The organism is Enterococcus sp. DIV0294, from assembly GCF_050558155.1.
GTDB classification, from domain to species: Bacteria; Bacillota; Bacilli; order Lactobacillales; family Enterococcaceae; genus Enterococcus; species Enterococcus faecalis.
The window spans coordinates 1166723-1184020 of sequence record NZ_CP187889.1 but is presented as its reverse complement, the minus strand read 5'-3'; the positions used below and the strand labels follow the sequence as shown (position 1 = coordinate 1184020).

The following is a 17298-nucleotide window of genomic DNA, read 5'->3' as shown; positions in this document are numbered from 1 at the left end:
CTCCTTATTACCAAAAAGCTCGTTCTTTTTGGAAAGTCTCTACTAGCCATACTAACTGTAAATGACAAATAAATCCATAAAAAAATTCGCGCAGCCACTTAAAACAACAACGAGGAGCTGTCATAAAAACCGACACCTCCTCAACCTTGAAAGAAAAGTAAAAAAATTTTTCTATTATAATAGTACAAATCAGTTACAGTAATTGACCGTAACGTTTGACGTATAAAACTTTAATGAACGCAACCAGTGCTAAATAAGCAACAATTGTCGGGATTAAATACAAGAAATAGCTTGGTGATAAACCGACAAACCCTAGTTCTGCACCGAAAGCGGTAAAGGGTAAAACAGTTCCGAGAACAATCCCTGCTGTAGTGACTAACGTCATAATTCCAGAAGCACTACTTTGAAGGAAAGGCATTTTTTCTGTTCGTAGGAAATGCAAGACGAGCATTTGGGACCATAAGGACTCAATGAACCATCCTGCATGGAAAATACCGATAAAGAGCAATTGATCTGCTCCATTTAATTCAAAGAATGAGCCACCTAGGATAGCCGGACACACAATGAAATACATAAATAAATAGGTAACAATATCAAAAATAGAACTCGTTGGACCAAACCAACGCATAAAATTACCAATTGATTTTGGTTCCCATTTTTTTGGTTTTTCTACGTATTCTTCATCTACTTTGTCCCAAGGAACTGACATACACGAAGTATCGTAAATTAGATTTAATAATAGCGATTGAATCGGAGCAATCGGTAAAAATGGTAAAAAGATACTTGCTGGGATCACGGAAAAAACATTGCCAAAATTAGAACTTGCTGTTAATTTGACGTACTTCATCGTGTTCGTAAATACACGCCGTCCAGATAAAATTCCTTTTTCCAAAACCATTAAATCTTTTCTCAATAAAATTACATCCGCCGATTCTTTCGCCACATCGACAGCTGTATCAACAGAGATTCCCACATCAGCAGCACGCATTGCTCCAGCATCATTTATTCCATCACCTAAAAAGCCAACAGTTTGACCATTTTCAGTTAACGCATTTACAATACGAACTTTTTGGTCAGGCGTAATTTTGGCGAAAATATTATACGCTTGAACGGTTTTTCTTAATTCTTCTTGGTTTAATTGTTGAAGTTCATTTCCTGTAATAATTTTTTCGCCAGCCAGACCAACTTCTTTACAAACAGAATGCGTCACATACTGATTGTCCCCCGTTAATACTTTCACAGCTACATTATGTTGATGCAAGGCGTGAATAGCTGCCGCCGCTGTTTCTTTTGGCGGATCCAAGAAAGCAAGATAGCCTTGTAAAATCAACTCTGATTCATCTTTAGTTGTATACTCCCATTCAGCCGCTTCGACTTTTTTATCGGCAATTGCTAGAACGCGCAAACCATCTCGATTTAAAGCTTCAACGTCTTTGGTAATTTTTTGACGCAGCGTCTCTGTTAAGGGCACAATTTCGCCATCTAAAAGTACCTGTGTGCAGACCAAGAGCATTTCTTCAACCGCACCTTTGGTAATTAAGCGTGTTTCTCGCATTTTAAACTCTTTGATAATCACACTCATTCGACGTCGATTGAAATCGAAAGGAATTTCATCTACTTTATAAAAATCATCTGATTGTATATCACTTTCTTGCGTCGCCGCTTGAATAACGGCGTTATCCATTAAATTACGCAAGCCCGTTTGAAAATAACTGTTTAGAAATGCTAAATCCAAGACTTTTTGATCTTCTTGGCACCCAATATTATAGTGGTATTCTAAAATTACTTTATCTTGTGTTAAGGTACCTGTTTTATCCGTACAAAGTACATCCATCCCGCCAAAATTTTGAATGGCATTGACATTTTTCATAATCGTGCCTTCTTTAGCCATTTCTCGAGAACCTTTGACTAAATTGGTTGTTACAATCATGGGTAACATTTCTGGTGTCAAGCCAACAGCTGTGGCAATCGCGAACATTAATGCTTCCACCCAATCGCCTTTTGTTAACCCATTAATTAGAAAAACAGTCGGCGTAATGACCAACATAAAGCGAATCAGCACCCACGTTGTTTTATTAATTCCTGTTTCAAAACTCGTCTGCTGCTGCTCTTCTCCGTTATCAGAAGCCATCCGTCCGAATAAAGTTTGATTACCAACTTTAATGACAATGCCTAAACCAGTGCCACTAATGACATTTGTTCCTAAAAATAAAAGATTGTCGTATTCTGTATCAATTTGATCACTATCTTTTTGATGAGTCGCGTGTTTTTCAATGGGAAAACTCTCTCCAGTCAGGGATGATTGGGAAACAAATAAGTCCTTAGATTGGATTAAACGTAAATCGGCTGGAATCATATCGCCAGCGGATAGTTGGACTAAGTCGCCACACACAACTTCCTCAATAGGAATTTCCATTTGCTTCTTGTCGCGAATGACTGTCGCGGTAACTTTAATCATATTTTGTAATTTTTCAACTGCATTGCTTGATTTGACTGATTGTACAAAACTCATCGTGCCGCTTAAGATGACCATCGCTAACATAATTAACACGCCAGTAACATCTTTTTCCTCTGGCGCAGCATAGACATATTCTGTAAAAAATGAAATCGTGGCTAGTGCTAATAACACCAAAGTAAACGGCGTGATATACGATTTTATAAAAAGTCGCAGCCGTGAAGCTTTTTTTTCATTCATAATTTTGTTGCGGCCATAACGTTCTTGTAATTCTTCAATATCTTGGTGTTTAATGCCATCCCAAGTTGAGCCAAAACGTTGTAAAACTTTTTCTACTTCTGAATGGGCAAACTTTTTGTAACTATAGTCATGGCCCATGTGACGCATTTTCTTTTCCATTTTCTTTCACCTCATTTATCTGTTGTTGACTTGAATTGACGATCGGTTCATCTTCCATTTCCCTCACCCTTTCCACAAAAAAAGACACGCTGAAAACTCAACGTGTCAAAGAATAATCGTTCTTATCGTTGAGCTTTAGCACTATACAACGTAAAAAGCGATTGCTTTTAGCTACCTTAAGAAAAGCCTTCATTCGACAGTTCCTGTTCTACCCATTGGCGTCTCTCGACATTTTTGGGCAGTAGCCTATGTTTGTATAGGAGCCTCACCTAACAAATCTTATTTAATTACAACAGCAAGTATAATTCTTCCTTGAAAAAATAACGATATAGAAAAAGTTTTTAGCAGATAACTTTTTGTCCATTCAGTAACAAAAAGAAAAATAATCCGCTTATTTACTATGGTTTTCTGGTATGATTCGTATTTATTCATAGAATCATAACTGGTTAAATTAATCTAAAGACCGTCAGATAGCCTTGTCGAGAAGCTTTTCTTCTGCTATTTTTTGTATAGTTAAAGAAACGGCGGTGAGGAAAATGAAATTACAACAACTAGAATATTTTATGGCAGTTTCAAAGTATGCGAGTTTTACTTTAGCTTCTCAAAAGCTCCATACGAGTCAACCTTATTTAAGTACCCAGCTCAAGGAGTTGGAACGTGAATTAGGTGCTTCATTAATTTTAAGAGACAAGAAACATTGTCGGCTTTCTCCAGCAGGCGAAGTCGTCGCCAAGCGAACAGAAATGATTTTTGCACTCATTAAGGAAGCGCAAGAAGAGATTAATGAATTAGTGACCCAAGGATCGACAACGACCATTCGGATTGGAACAAACTTAATTGATATAGATAAAGCATTTGGAGAAGTATTGTTGTTATTTAATCAATCCTATCCGTATGTAAGTATTGATTTTAAGTATTATTACGATCTTGAAACAGCCTTGGAAACAGATTTAATTGACATTGGGATTGGGATATTTTTGGATACCTCGATTCCATTAGAGAAAGAATTAATTTATACAGAAAGCTATCTCCTTTGTGTCAATAAAAATCATCCTTTAGCCCATGCCGATAGCGTAACGATTGACGAAATTCGTTCTTTACCTTTTGCTGCATATTCCGATCAAGTATATGAAAAAAAAGTGTTTAAACGTTGGGAACGTAAAATCAATTGGGAAAATCGGCAAATCGTCATCGAACTTCCTTCTCTTCATTTAGTCTTAGACATGGTCCAACGAGAAAAAGCCTGTAGCATCCTTCCCTATTCACTCACTGATGAACTAAACAGACGTAACTTAGTTGGTATTCCTCTGGAAGATAGTCCAGAACGAGCCATCTATTTAGTTCAGAATAATCATCACGGACATTGTGAAGCACACCGTTATTTATTCGAACAATTACGTTATTTATTCTAGGAATAGAAAAAGGAGGAATTCCCATGGAACTATTTCGTTTACATTATTTTTTAGAGTTATGCAAAGTGAAACAATTTACTAAAGCAGCCGAAAATTTAGCAATTTCTCAAGCTGCACTAAGTAAGCAAATAAAAATTCTTGAAGCAACGTTAGGCGCTGAACTTTTTAATCGCCAAGGCCAAACTACCACCTTAACACCAGCTGGATTAATTTTAGAAAAATATTGTTGGCGCATCACCAATGAGTTGGTCTCAATTGAAGAAGAGCTAAAAGAAATTAATCATTCTTCCAACCATATTTATGTAGCCACTTATCTCTGTGATTTAGAATATAAATTGAATGACTTACTAATGACAACATTAACGGATCGTTCATCCAACTTACAAGTCCACACCATTATTACAGAAAATATTCTTCAATCCTTGGAAACAATGGATGCAGATTTTGGTATTTCCTTTGCTGACTTACCATTACCTGAACATATTGGTAAAATTGATTTATTTACAGCAAATTATCAATTCATTTTAAGAAACGATCATCCAGCTTTGGCAAAAGCTACGACGGAAGAAATTTTAAAAGAACTAACAATGTACCCCTTCGTCCGTTTAAATACCGAATTTTCCGAGCAAAACAAATTAACCAATTGGCTAGATACTACGTTTTCTAATTTTTCTCCAGAGAAAGTCATTCAAGTGGATACTCTTTCACTTATTACTCACTTGGTGTCTCATTCCGATAGTTTCGCTATTGTCCCCGAATACACAAATATTCAACTTTTAGACAATTCGATCCATACACTAACTTACCAAGAACTACCTAAACGAAACATGGCAGTTTATTATTTAAAAGAACGTTACATGAGTCGACAACTTCAACAACTTTTGGCTGAATGCCAAAAACAATTTCAATAGTAAAAACCAAGACTAGAGCTTGTCGGCAAGCGAGTTCCAGTCTTGGTTTTTATTTGTGTTTTCAGGTAGCGGCTTCTCTTCCTTTAACAAATCCTAAAGAAGTGATAGCCATCACTAACGAAGTGCCTCCTTGACTTAAAAACGGAAGCGGAATACCTTTTAACGGCAACAGTCCAATCACCGCACCGATATTCTCCACCGTTTGAAAAACCAGCGAAAAAATGAGGGCGACACAGATGTACATACAAAAACGCGAATTGCTCCGCAAGCCAGCTACTAAAACTTGATAAAACAAGTAAAAATAGAGAAAAACAACGGTGGCACTGCCCACAAAGCCCCAGGCTTCCCCGATAAAAGTAAAAACCATATCAGACTCACGAACAGGAACATACACCTCAATCCCATGCACACCTTTGCCAAATAAACCACCCGAACCGATTGCCAATAAGCCTTGTACTTGTTGATAGGAGATTTTATCGACATAATCATAGGGATGAATCCATGCTAAAATTCGATCCAATTGATATTGTTTAAAATGTAAAAAGAAGAGTACTTTGTGCCCCCACTCTGTAAAGACTAACAGAATCAAGACCACGCCTAACGTTGCTAAAGCACTGAAAATAATGATTAAAATTTTGCGATCAATTCCTGAAATAACTAAAAGGGATAGAATAATCGTTACGAAAACAAGGGATGTCCCAAAATCTTTTTGTACCGCCATCAAGAAAAAAACAGGGACACTAACCGCAACGATTTTTTTTAGAAGTTGCTTGTCTGAACGCCATTTATCGGACCAGTCTTGTTGCTCATGTTGGACAATAATTTTTGCCAACATTAAAATAAACGCAATTTTCGCAATTTCTGATGGCTGAAATTTAATAAACCCTAAATCTAACCAGCGCTTTGTGCCCGTCAATAAATACATTCCTTTGTCATAGGAAAAATACAAAGCACTCATTAAGATTAATGAAAACCCATAGAAAAAAGGAGCTACTTTCCAAATAAACTTCTGTGACAGCCGACTAGCTAAAAACATGCCTGCATAGCCAACAAAAATAAAGAAGAGTTGTTTTAATGCTGGCACAGTTCCGTCTTTTCCTTCATTAACGGCAATCCAATATTGCACACCAGAAGATAAAAGTGTGAGTAAAAAAATGGGCAATAATAAATCATAATTAAGATGTAAGTTGAATTTTTTTGTATTGACCATTTAACTGCCGCCTTTCGTTTGCAATAATTTTAATGACGATTCCTAATGCCACTGAAAAGATTAAATAACTTGTCCCACCGTAACTAACAAACGGTAAAGGAATTCCCGTCATTGGAATCAAACCCAAAACGCCACCAATGTTAATCGCCGTTTGAGCTAAAATCAAGGTCCCGACCCCTAACAAAAACAAGCCGTAACAATGATTCTTTATTACACAACTACTCCGCAAAATCGAGGCAGCTAAAAATAACAAAAGAAATAGTAATAGTAAGCCGCCAATCAAACCAAGTTCTTCCACAATCACCGCAAAAATAAAATCGGTTTGACCTTCTGGCAAGCCACCTTTTTTTACCATACCATTGGCTAATCCAGTGCCCCAAAACCCACCGTTATACATTGCTAAATAGGCCATTGAAGGCTGAAATCCGCGATCATGAAAGGATAAAAACGGATTTTTCAAAACAACTAAGCGGTCATACACATGCGCAAAAAAATGTGGTAAGTAGCGGTGATCGCCTAGAAAAATAATTATTTTAGAAAGAAGCGCCGCGCTAGCAACGACAATCCCCGCAGCAATTACACTAAATTTTGCATGAATACTTGCTGAGAAAATCAAGACACTGCCAATAACTAAAATAAGAATAGCCCCGCCAACTTTGGGTTGAATCAAAACTAAAAATGCAACGACCAAAACAAACAGCCATTGTTTCCTTAACTGCTTCGTTGTCAAGCCATTTTCTTTTTCACCTAAATAACAGCTCAAGTAATAAATAATCGCAAAATTACAAAGCTCTGATGGCTGAAATTGGATTCCAAAGAGAGAAATCCAACGTTGTGCGCCATTCGCTGCTACACCAAAAAAAGGTAGTCGAACCATTAACAGTAATAGTACCGAAACTAAAAGCAGTCCAATCGCAATTTTTTTATTAAATAACACTTCTAATCGAACTTTGTAGATCACGAACATTAGCACCCAGCTGAGACACATAATAATGCCTTGTTTAATAAACACAGCAGTGGGCTTCACACCTTGCATCAGCAAGTCATAGCTACTGGCGCTATAAATCATTAACGCGCCAATAATACTTAATATAATAAAGGTCAAAAGAATTTTTGTTAGACCTAAAGTACGTAGATTCATTCTCTCACCTCTATCTTTTTCTAATTAAATCAATCTTACCAGTCTGAGTTAGAAAACAAATAGAGAGTTTTTTATAGAACTATTACTAAGCTTACATAACAAAAAGTAGCTAGACTTGGTTCATTTCACCTAGTTTCGCTACTTTTAAAAAAAGCCATTTATATAATTTTTGTGTGTTGCTCACATTTCTGATAAATTTTTCCAAACTTATCTCTTTCTAAATACTGATAATCTACTAAATACCGTCTCAAAAGTGCATAATCTTCATAGATTTCTCTAAGTCGCTGATTGACTTCTTTTTCCGTATATTCTTTCCCAAATTCAAATTGGTTGGCCACACGTTGAAACACTTGGACTTTTTTCGCATTTTTCTTGGGAATAACCAGCAACTTTCCTTCTTTAAAAAAATTTTCAACCATGTTTATTCTCCTTTTTTTGTTTTGACTATTGTTTAGAAAATTGATGATTCAGTTTTTCTTTCTGTTTATCAGTCCATTTGCCAGCGACTTCATTGACAATTGTTTCAGCAAAATCACCTACTTTTTCTCCCGTAATATTTTTGATAGGTGTTCCGTTAGCAGCTCCTTCTTCAAACAGATCAAGTAAATCAGTCAACGCATTGAACATATTGGCTCCGCTATGATCTGAAAAATGCCATGCATATTTTTCAATTTCTTGAAATACTTGTCGATACTCTGCTGGTAATGCTGCAATCCGTCGTTTATATTCTTTGTACTCTTTTTTATCCCCAACAACTTTTTTGATCAACGCTTTAAAATTTGACATGCTCTATCCCTCCATTTTTTTCATCTTGTTTACTTGTTTTGAAAGCAACGTCCACCGCTGCCAAAAATCAGCGAGTTCTGCTTCTCCTGATGAGGTTAAGCGATAGAACTTCCGCATTGGTCCTTTTTCTGAAGGCTTTTTTTCAGCTATAACCCATTGATTTTTTTCTAAACGCAGTAAAATCGTATAAACGGTTCCTTCAACAATTTCAGTAAACCCTTGGTCATTTAAAATTTTTGTAATTTCATAACCATATGTTTCTTTCCTTTGGATGATGGCTAAAACTAAACCTTCTAAAATCCCTTTTAGCAACTCTGTCTGCTTCACTGCTTTTCCTCCCTGAACTACTCTTTATTACTATGTACCACTACATAATAATACTGAGTACCGGTTCTGTCAACTACTTTGTAATAAAAAGTAGTAAAGACACGACAACCACCAGTACTTAACTAGTGGTTGGCGTGCCTTATTATTCTTTATTCATTTATTCCGAGGTCTGCCTCAAAGGCTTCTAATTCTGCAAGGTGTGTTTCTGGATAAGCAAAGCATGTTGAAAAATGCCACTCCCCACCACTTGTGCCAAAATAACCTGGCAGTAATTCCAAAGCCAATAATGCTTCTGATGTTTCTTTTTCCGGTAACGTAATCTGAAAAGTAGTCGCTGGAACAAAACCGAACTTCGTATAGTAAGTTGGATGGCCCAGGATAATCAATCCGCCGATGCCTAATTCTTTGGCCTTCTGAACAGAATGCTTAATTAACGCTGAGCCTACGCCCGTGTTCTGTGCTTCTGGATGGACACTTAGCGGCCCAACGGTCAAAACAGCCTTTTCTGTATGATCAGGTAATCGTAATTTGGCTTTTGAAGACATAATATGACCCGTTAATTTTCCTTGATCAGTTTCTGAGACTAAGGACAACTCCGGAATAAAGTCGGCACTTTCTCTTAATAAATGCACGATAAAATGCTCTGTGGGACGCCAGTTTTCGGTCAAGTTTAATTCCTTGAACGCTTGATACGTTAAACGCTCTACAGCTTGATACTCTGCAGGTTTTTCTTGACGAATCTTCATTATTTGTCCTCAGATTGTTGGAAATAGTCAGCCGTATCTCGTTCATCTTGTTTTAATTGGTCGATTAAGGCTTCAGCCCCATTGAATTTCACTTGGTCACGTAAATAATGATTCCAACGAATCACCACTTGCTCACCATAGATGTCTTGATGGAAGTCCAAAATATAGACTTCCACGGTTAAATCGCGTCCTTCTCCAAAGGTGTCATTATGACCAATTGAGCCCATGCCGACATACCATTTGCCACCAACTTCGATTTGCACAGCATAGACGCCAATTCTTGGTAAACGCACGGTGCTTTTCACTTTGACATTAGCGGTCGGGAAACCCAATAAACGGCCACGAGCATCGCCATGGACAACTGTTCCTTCTGTTTCATAAATATATCCTAACAACTCCGTGACCTCCTCCATTTCGCCAGCTTCCATTTTTTCGCGAATTCTTGTTGAGCTAATTTTGGCACCAGTCATTTCTTCTTTTGGTACTGTCACCACTTCAAAACGGCCTTGCGCATAAGTTGGTAACTGTTTGACTCCAGCGATTTCTTTAGGACCATACGTATAATCAAACCCAGAGACTGCCACTGCACTATTTAAATTAACGATATACTGATCGACAAAATCTTGCGGTTTTAATTGAGCAAACGCTGAAGTAAATTCGACAATATATAAAATATCAACGCCCAAGTTGGCCATTAGGCGTTCTTTTTGTTCCAAGCTAGTTAAATATTTCATATTTTCTGGTAAAACTTTTTGAAAAACGATTGATGGGTGTTGGTTGAAGGTCATCACAGCTAACTTCAAGCCTTTTTCCTCCGCAATCTTTTTGCCTGTTTCAATTACTTTTTGGTGGCCTTTGTGAACACCGTCAAAAAAGCCTAGGACCATCACGACTTCTTCATTAGGAATTTGATTGGGTTCATAGGGATGATGTAGTTGAATAACTTGCATGTGCAAAAACTTCCTTCTTTTTTATTTAATTGTTCCGTAGAACTTTACTTGGTTTCAATAATTTATCATGCGTTGGGTGTGGCATGTATAAACTAACCACTTGATTTTGGTAAAATAAGGCAACTAAGGATTCTGGCATTGCCTTTATTCCTAATTCTTTTTTGTGCAAACGCATGCCATTTTTTACTTTTTGATACAATTCATCTGATAAATCAATTCGTGGGAATTGTTCTACTGCTGTCTCAATGGGCAACAGGCATTGATCGATTGTTTCAGCAGCCATTTGTTTGGCTACTTCTTCTAACGTTAAGCATTGCGCAGCTTGCAAACCGCCACTTGCCGTTCTCGTTAAATCCGACATATGGGCAGGATAGCCTAATTTTTTGCCAGTATCCACGGATAGTGTCCGCACATAGGTTCCTTTGCCACAGACCACTTTAAACCGCCAACTTTGTGTTTGAGCGGATTCATTAAAAATTGGTTCACTAGTGCGTTCAAATGAATAAATCGTAGCTTTTCGTTGGGGCCGTTCAACTTCTTCCCCATTCCGCGCATATTCATATAAACGTTTACCATTGACTTTCACCGCAGAAAACATCGGTGGGATTTGTGTGATTTCACCTGTCATTTCGGCCATTGCTTGATCAATTTGTTCAGTTGACAGAGGTGTTGTAACTGGTTTTTTTTCAACAATTTCGCCACTAACATCTTCGGTTGTCGTAGCAAATCCAAGTGTAATTTCACCTTCATAGGTTTTGCCAGAATCTACCATGTATTCAATCACTTTCGTTCCTTTGCCAACGCAGATGGGTAAGACCCCTTCGACATCTGGATCTAGCGTACCACCATGACCAATTTTTTTGGTATGTAAAATTTTTCTCAATTTAAATACGCAGTCATGACTTGTCATGCCACGTTCCTTCCATAACGGTAAAATGCCGTCCATTATAGTTCCTCCAGTTCCGATAATACTAACTTTGTCATTATAGCATAAAAGTACCTAGCTTCACAGTCTCCGTTGCTTATTCCCTTTGGCAAAATCTCTGTTAAATGCAAAAAAAGCCACAAACTCTGCTTTTATCAGAGTTTGTGGCTTTTTTTAGCTAGTAAATGATCCCCATGTATTCTGTGCGTTGCCATCGTTTGGTCCGATTGGCAAATAAATTCTCGCGCCTGTCGTATCTGTTCCACCAATAAAAACATACCCATCTGCAATATAAAACGTATCGTAATAAAAGCGAGTATTTTTAGGCCAAATACCATAAATTGGGGCTGACAGGCTAGGTTGTCCTGCTCTTAAAACAATGCCTTCGTCCACACCAATTAGAAATGATTTCTTCTTTTGCGGGCGCCAAAGTTCAGCAATGTCTCCGTCGTTCACATAACCTAACAAATGTCCGCTATTTTCAATACGGTAAAGGTTTTGTCGGCCGGGTAATTTCGCTGTAATTGTTCCTACCTGTGTCCAAAGTGCCTCTGCTGATAGATGTTCATTGATTAAAGCATCTGGTGTTGGATAGATTGAAGTGAAACGAATTGCTTGTCCTACTTGATATTTTGGTGCATTAGGTTTACCCGGCTGAACAATGACAGTCTCACCTGTTTCAGAAACGCCCGTTTGTAAATCTTGTGCCAACTGCGCTTTACTAATCCCCCAACGCGCTAAATAACCATAAGGATCTGTATGATCTCCCCACCAATTTTTTGTAATCCAATCATGAGTGACTATGCCATAACCTGTTCCATCGTCCAGCGAAAAATCAGCACCAATGTTCTGAGCCAAATCACGGGCCAAATTAACATAGGCAGCATAATCTTTTTTAAATGTCGCCGCATTATTCGTTCGAGCCAATTCGATTTGTGCATAGGCTTTTTGATTAGCTAAAGAACCTGCGCCATATTGAATTTGGCCAGCAGGAGCTAATTGTTTCACTCGTCCACCAGATCCGACAAAATATGAGACATAAGCATTTGACCAATTTCGTTTCATATAGGCCACTTCATTGTCTAAACTGTGTGGTCCTAGGTTCCGCTCGTTTCCTGATTCATGTAAAACAATTAATTCATTGCTTGCAGAGCCAGGAAAATAAGTAAAGTTGATTGGATCCGCTTCGATGGTGTAAGCGCAAGCCGTCATCGGAATCGTTAAACTTAAGCCAATCACTAAAGCAAGTTGAATCATTAATTTTTTAAACATAGCATACTCCTTTCTAAAAAAAGCCATGAAAGGAAAGTCAAAATAACTTCCCTTTCATGGCTTAAACCTGCAGATAAATGGCGGGACAGAAGTAATTTCTTCGGCAATCAGCCGAAAGTTCTACGTTTGTCCCGACCACTTCTACTTAATCATCTTTATTTTTTAACTGAATAAATAACTCTTTTAACTTTTTCGGCATAGGAATAAAGGTCGCAATGTTTTCAAAAAAAGAAAGTCCTTCGTTCGCAATGTAAAAAATCAGAACCATTTCTCGAATTGGCAAATTGTTCCCCACAACTTTTTCAACACGAACCGCTACGGCAACCACAAATAACATCGTCACTTTTTTCGCAATTCCGAGCATACCAATCCGACTGGACAATTCTTTTGTGGCGATTGCCTTAATCCAACCTGTGATGAAATCGACAATAATTAAAAAGAGGAAGACATCCAACAATTGGTCTAATCCACCTAATAAACGTACGACAATCCCACCGAAAATGCTTAAAAGCATTGTTATTGTGTTGAGATAACGTTCCATAAAAAGTCTCCTAAACTAGCTTGTTATTTTGTCGGAAACGGATCGTCCGTGTACCAACTTCCTTGTAGGTAAATATTTCCAGCACGGTTAGCACCAAAAAGAATTCCTTGATTTCCCATCTCATATAAACCAGCACAATTCGGTTGAGGGAATGTATATTGCATAGCAGTTAACGCCAAATTCCATATTCCCTTTGTAATCTTCGTCGATAATGTATATCCTGTTGGAACAGTAAACACTTTAACCAAATTATTATTCAATTTCGTTGGATCACTCAAATTACATCTTACAAATGCATCGACACGATTTCCTACCCTAATTAATACAAATTTCATATTATCCTTATTAAAGGCCGCCTGATATTTTGCCTCGACTTCACCGACTCCACTAGCTTCATAAATGGCCATTCTAGAGGATTCCAAAGGCAAACCATTGACGGTTGGCATAGTTACAAAATTCTTCACCCCAGCAATCTCTTGATCACCTGTTTGTGTCACAGCTTGACCTTTAATCGCTTCCGCAACGTTTTTCGGGTGCATATATTTACTCGTTAAAGTTCCCGCGACTGCTTCGCTGTCTGATGCGAAGCCATAATTTTCTACATTGCCTAGCCCCACTTGTTCAGCGGTTACTTGGTGCGGGTTATCTTGATTTTCCATATGGGTATTGAGTTGCTCTGCTTGAACAAAACCACTCTTCGCTAAAACCGCTTGGGCATCAACAGACAGACCAATATGAAGCCCCACGTAATCAACTTCTAAGCTAGCTGGCGTTACCCCATTCGATGAATCTGTATAGCTCATTAAATAAATGAAACCTTCATCTGTGATAAAATTCTGATCATTGATTTGAATTGAAAAATCGCCAAACTCTTTTGCTGATTCTTGGATTTGAGTTACCCAATTATCCGTAGTTGGTAAATACGTAGCGATTTTAATCGTTTGATTATTGGGCGCAGCGGCTTTCACACGTTGATTAATCGTAAAAAATTGAACGTTCTGGCGAATAAATGCCACCGCCTCGTCAGTTGTGACTGTTTCAAACATTTGTGGAATTAATTTTTTAGCGGCTTCAACGAGATTGAAGGCCGCTAATTGTTGAGGAATCACACCGCTTTGGGTGGAACCTGTTTTCACGCCCTCATCATCACGGCTGGCCATTTTATTGTAGTCCGCTTGGGAAACTTCCTCCCAAACGTCTGTTGGCTTCTTAAGAATTTTAGCCGTAAAATCAGTGGAATAACTGTTTGCATTGGTGGCTGTATTGCCGGCCGTTTTACCGTTAAAGTCTAACTTCAATTTGACAGTGGTTGGCTTAGCCAATAAAGAAATACCGTCTGCTTTTGTCATACGGTCATTCAAATCAATTTGAAGACGATTCGCTAAGGTAGCTTGTTTGATGCCTTGTGTATCTGTGCGTGCTTGGACAATTTCTGGATTACTATCACCCGCTTCTGCTACTAATTGATCAAAATCATTTCGTAAAGTATCAAATTCTTGTTTATTATTATTTGCCGTTGAAACTGCATTTCCTGCAATCGTGATGGCTGTTTTGGCATTGTTCATCGCTTGGTTGGCTGTTTCATTTGCTTGATTGCCTGCATCAGTGGCAATTTGTACGGCTTCTTTGCCAGCTTCATCTGCGATGTTTTTCGCTTCAGAAATTCCATTCGTTAACTGGACTTGGTAAGCATCTACTTTCTCAGCTGATGCATTCGACTGATCCAAGATTGCATTGATTTTAAGGCGACCTTGATTCAGGGTATCTAATTCTTCAATATGTTCTACTGACATTTCGTCACACTCCTCTAGTTTTCATTATTTTATTAAAATTGGCCACCCAATTGGGATTGAATATACACACGACAGATGACCGAAGCATCCAACCATAGTGGCTGATGAGAGAAAAATTGAAGCGTGTGATTGCCGCGTTCGATTTTTCCATCTGTTGTTTTTCGTAAATAACTCAAAATGTTTAGCCGTTGTTGTTGCAATGATAGTTGGGGTAATTTTTTGCCATCCACTACCAAATCAATGTTCGTTACAGAATGCGAAGGTCCTTTAGCAGTTGCCTTGAACGTTAATTCTGCGGTGTTTACATAAAGAATGTCCTCGTCAAAGTATAAATTCAGCTCCACTGGCTGTGTCTTGCTAAGTTCTCTTTGTATTGAACGATTTAAAAGTGTCGTCGCCCCTTGTGCGTAAGTTTCGCTAATCTCTTGTTTCCGACTGAAAGCTGTCATGGTACTATGAATTGTTTCTTGCAGATTTCCCAACTCTAGCTGAATGTCTTGGGGGGCACCAAAGACATCTTTTTTACTTTCTTTTTTGATACGAAGGTTGACACTCCCAAACTCATTCGTATTAATCATGATAACCGTACCCAACCGCAAACGATCGATTGCCAAAGGTTGATCTGTTAATTTAATTAAATCAGCTGCAGTCACTACCCAAGAAACTTGTGGTTTGGTCCATTCTTCTAACATTCGCAAAGCATTTTCCTTTAATGCCTTTGGATCAGAAAAACGCTGTTCCACCCAAATTGACTCTAATAAACCATAGCGGTCAATTGCGGCCTTGTTCTCTAAATACGGAACCCCTTGATTGACCGAGCGAATATTGACTTTGTTAACACCTTCGCCTGAACCTAATGGATAAATCCGATTGATTAGCATCTTGGGATTACGTTCTATTTCAAATCCTTGCATGTTGTAACCTTCTTGAATTCGCGCAACTGGTTCTGTTGGCGGTTTGACTAATGAAAGTTCAAAAGGATAGACCTCTGTATTCCATTGCCAAAGATATTCCTCTTCGAAATCGGCTGGGATGCTAAATAAAGGCTCGACTAGCCCATTTTCATTCTCCCATTTATAGGTTAATTTCCTTGAAAAATCACATTTTTTTAGGACCCAATGCTTTGTTTTTTGTTTATTTAACAGAAATTGAATGGCCTCTTTCGTTGTTTTGTTTTTAATTTCGTGACAACCAAATAGGACAGTATCGCCTAAGGTACATAATGCTTCTGTGGCAGAGTAGTGAATTTGATTATTGTTCGCATCTTTCTTAATTGTGGTTGGCATCACGCGATATAAACCAATATATTCATTCTCATTGTCGGTCAGTTCCACCCATTGCATTTCTTCAATAAATTCATTTTTAGGATCATCTAGTGGCATGGTAAAATCTAAACTCCCAATTTTGTTCTCTATTTTTTCATAACTGACTTGATAGGCATTATCCAAGATTGCCGTATATGTTCTTTTCAAATCCAGCGCCATTAACATTTAATCACCCTCCTACACAAATCGGTTAGGATAGCGAATCGTCAAGCGGAAGTCGCTATCTTTGGCTTGAATATACAGCGGTTCATTGGGATATAGATGAAAATCGTTCATTGGTCGAATCATCGGTGCACCATTTTTTGTCAGATAAAAATTTTCAGTATCAATGATAATTTCCGAACAATCAAAGTCTCCTAAGTTAATTGTATCGTTCCGTGTTTTAATCCAAACACCACGTCCGGTTCCTGTTAAAATAATGGTCGGTTTGACTTTTAATCCTTCGACCGTAGGATAAATTTCAATTGGCCGAACTTCTTTGCCTAAATCCCCCATCGTGTAAGCCCGATTTTGAAAGGTAATCATGGTTGATCCCCAATAAGCCCCGCCTTCAATTAAAATTGGAAAATCAACTGCACCTGAGCCTGTATTCCCCATTAAGTAATTCGCTTGAAATGTAATGGTTGGCGAACCCCACATCACACTAGTCGCATCACTCCGTGTGTATTTATACGGATCAGAAAGCAATAAAGTAAAGGTGCCTGTTACTTGGTTAACACCTTCGGGTACATCACTCACTGAAGACTTACTGCCAAACCACAGCATTTCCGGTTCATCGTTAAACCAAATAGAAACGTCTTTTTCCGTAAACAAAGCAACGTTTAAATGATTAAATGCATCTCGAAACGCTTCATTATTCACAGCTGAAAGGCGATATTTGACTGTTAATTCTCGTTCTGGAATTCGCGCATAAACGTGACGTTTACCATCACGAATCCCTAATTGATAGCTTTCAATTTCGCTTGGAACTAATTCTCGTCCTGAAACTGATAATGTTTGATAGCCAGGGATGACTTTTTCTAAAAATTGACCGTTAAAATTCAACGCTTCTGAAGGAAGAGTCGTTGAATGAGTTGCTTGATTGGTATCAACAAATTTATACATG

General features: G+C 38.1%; 16 protein-coding genes and 1 riboswitch. Of the genes, 2 read left to right on the top strand and 14 right to left on the bottom strand.

Annotated elements, in window-relative coordinates:
• Positions 1–193 precede the first annotated feature (193 nt).
• Positions 194–2854 (bottom strand): magnesium-translocating P-type ATPase, encoded by a 2661-nt coding sequence (mgtA, locus tag IGJ20_RS05895; protein ID WP_202522491.1) that lies wholly within the window; start codon positions 2852–2854, stop codon positions 194–196.
• 113 nt (positions 2855–2967) lie between these two features.
• Positions 2968–3138: riboswitch (M-box (ykoK) riboswitch) on the bottom strand.
• 252 nt (positions 3139–3390) lie between these two features.
• Between mgtA and IGJ20_RS05890 the strand changes: the two genes are divergently transcribed.
• Complete coding sequence (locus IGJ20_RS05890) at positions 3391–4266, top strand: LysR family transcriptional regulator (RefSeq protein WP_002382245.1); 876 nt, start codon at positions 3391–3393, stop codon at positions 4264–4266.
• Positions 4267–4289: 23 nt separating this feature from the next.
• Positions 4290–5177: a LysR family transcriptional regulator gene (locus IGJ20_RS05885; RefSeq protein WP_002357832.1), complete on the top strand. Its 888-nt coding sequence runs from the start codon at positions 4290–4292 to the stop codon at positions 5175–5177.
• Positions 5178–5238: 61 nt separating this feature from the next.
• On the opposite strand, the gene IGJ20_RS05880 is transcribed toward IGJ20_RS05885, so the two are convergent.
• From IGJ20_RS05880 to IGJ20_RS05820, 13 genes are all read right to left on the bottom strand, one after another.
• Positions 5239–6387, bottom strand: a complete 1149-nt coding sequence (locus IGJ20_RS05880) for an FtsW/RodA/SpoVE family cell cycle protein (protein WP_002357833.1) — start codon at positions 6385–6387, stop codon at positions 5239–5241.
• The gene (locus IGJ20_RS05875; RefSeq protein ID WP_002357834.1) at positions 6353–7528 is read right to left on the bottom strand and encodes an FtsW/RodA/SpoVE family cell cycle protein; all 1176 of its coding nucleotides are present in this window, start codon (positions 7526–7528) and stop codon (positions 6353–6355) included. Before IGJ20_RS05875 ends, IGJ20_RS05880 begins: the two co-directional genes overlap by 35 nt.
• A gap of 158 nt (positions 7529–7686) precedes the next feature.
• A complete protein-coding gene (locus tag IGJ20_RS05870) occupies positions 7687–7947 on the bottom strand; it encodes a DUF2087 domain-containing protein (protein ID WP_002360471.1) in 261 nt (86 codons plus the stop codon).
• A 25-nt stretch (positions 7948–7972) separates the two neighbouring features.
• Positions 7973–8314, bottom strand: a complete 342-nt coding sequence (locus IGJ20_RS05865) for a DUF1048 domain-containing protein (RefSeq protein ID WP_002357836.1) — start codon at positions 8312–8314, stop codon at positions 7973–7975.
• Positions 8315–8317: 3 nt separating this feature from the next.
• A complete protein-coding gene (locus tag IGJ20_RS05860; RefSeq protein ID WP_002357837.1) occupies positions 8318–8641 on the bottom strand; it encodes a PadR family transcriptional regulator in 324 nt (107 codons plus the stop codon).
• A 149-nt stretch (positions 8642–8790) separates the two neighbouring features.
• Positions 8791–9387 carry a GNAT family N-acetyltransferase gene (locus IGJ20_RS05855; RefSeq protein ID WP_010775787.1) on the bottom strand — a complete coding sequence of 199 codons (597 nt, stop codon included), beginning with the start codon at positions 9385–9387 and terminating at the stop codon, positions 8791–8793.
• Complete coding sequence (ribF, locus tag IGJ20_RS05850; RefSeq protein WP_185946332.1) at positions 9387–10337, bottom strand: riboflavin biosynthesis protein RibF; 951 nt, start codon at positions 10335–10337, stop codon at positions 9387–9389. Before ribF ends, IGJ20_RS05855 begins: the two co-directional genes overlap by 1 nt.
• 25 nt (positions 10338–10362) lie before the next feature.
• Positions 10363–11283: a tRNA pseudouridine(55) synthase TruB gene (truB, locus tag IGJ20_RS05845; RefSeq protein WP_002360476.1), complete on the bottom strand. Its 921-nt coding sequence runs from the start codon at positions 11281–11283 to the stop codon at positions 10363–10365.
• Positions 11284–11436: 153 nt separating this feature from the next.
• Positions 11437–12561 (bottom strand): SH3 domain-containing protein, encoded by a 1125-nt coding sequence (locus tag IGJ20_RS05840; RefSeq protein WP_202522489.1) that lies wholly within the window; start codon positions 12559–12561, stop codon positions 11437–11439.
• Positions 12562–12679: 118 nt separating this feature from the next.
• Positions 12680–13075: a phage holin family protein gene (locus IGJ20_RS05835; RefSeq protein ID WP_002357842.1), complete on the bottom strand. Its 396-nt coding sequence runs from the start codon at positions 13073–13075 to the stop codon at positions 12680–12682.
• A 23-nt stretch (positions 13076–13098) separates the two neighbouring features.
• Positions 13099–14868 (bottom strand): hypothetical protein, encoded by a 1770-nt coding sequence (locus IGJ20_RS05830; RefSeq protein ID WP_202522488.1) that lies wholly within the window; start codon positions 14866–14868, stop codon positions 13099–13101.
• A gap of 32 nt (positions 14869–14900) precedes the next feature.
• On the bottom strand, positions 14901–16358 hold the full coding sequence (locus IGJ20_RS05825) for a phage tail protein (RefSeq protein WP_010820782.1): 1458 nt from the start codon (positions 16356–16358) through the stop codon (positions 14901–14903).
• A gap of 12 nt (positions 16359–16370) precedes the next feature.
• Positions 16371–17297, bottom strand: a complete 927-nt coding sequence (locus IGJ20_RS05820) for a distal tail protein Dit (protein WP_202522487.1) — start codon at positions 17295–17297, stop codon at positions 16371–16373.
• Position 17298 lies beyond the last annotated feature (1 nt).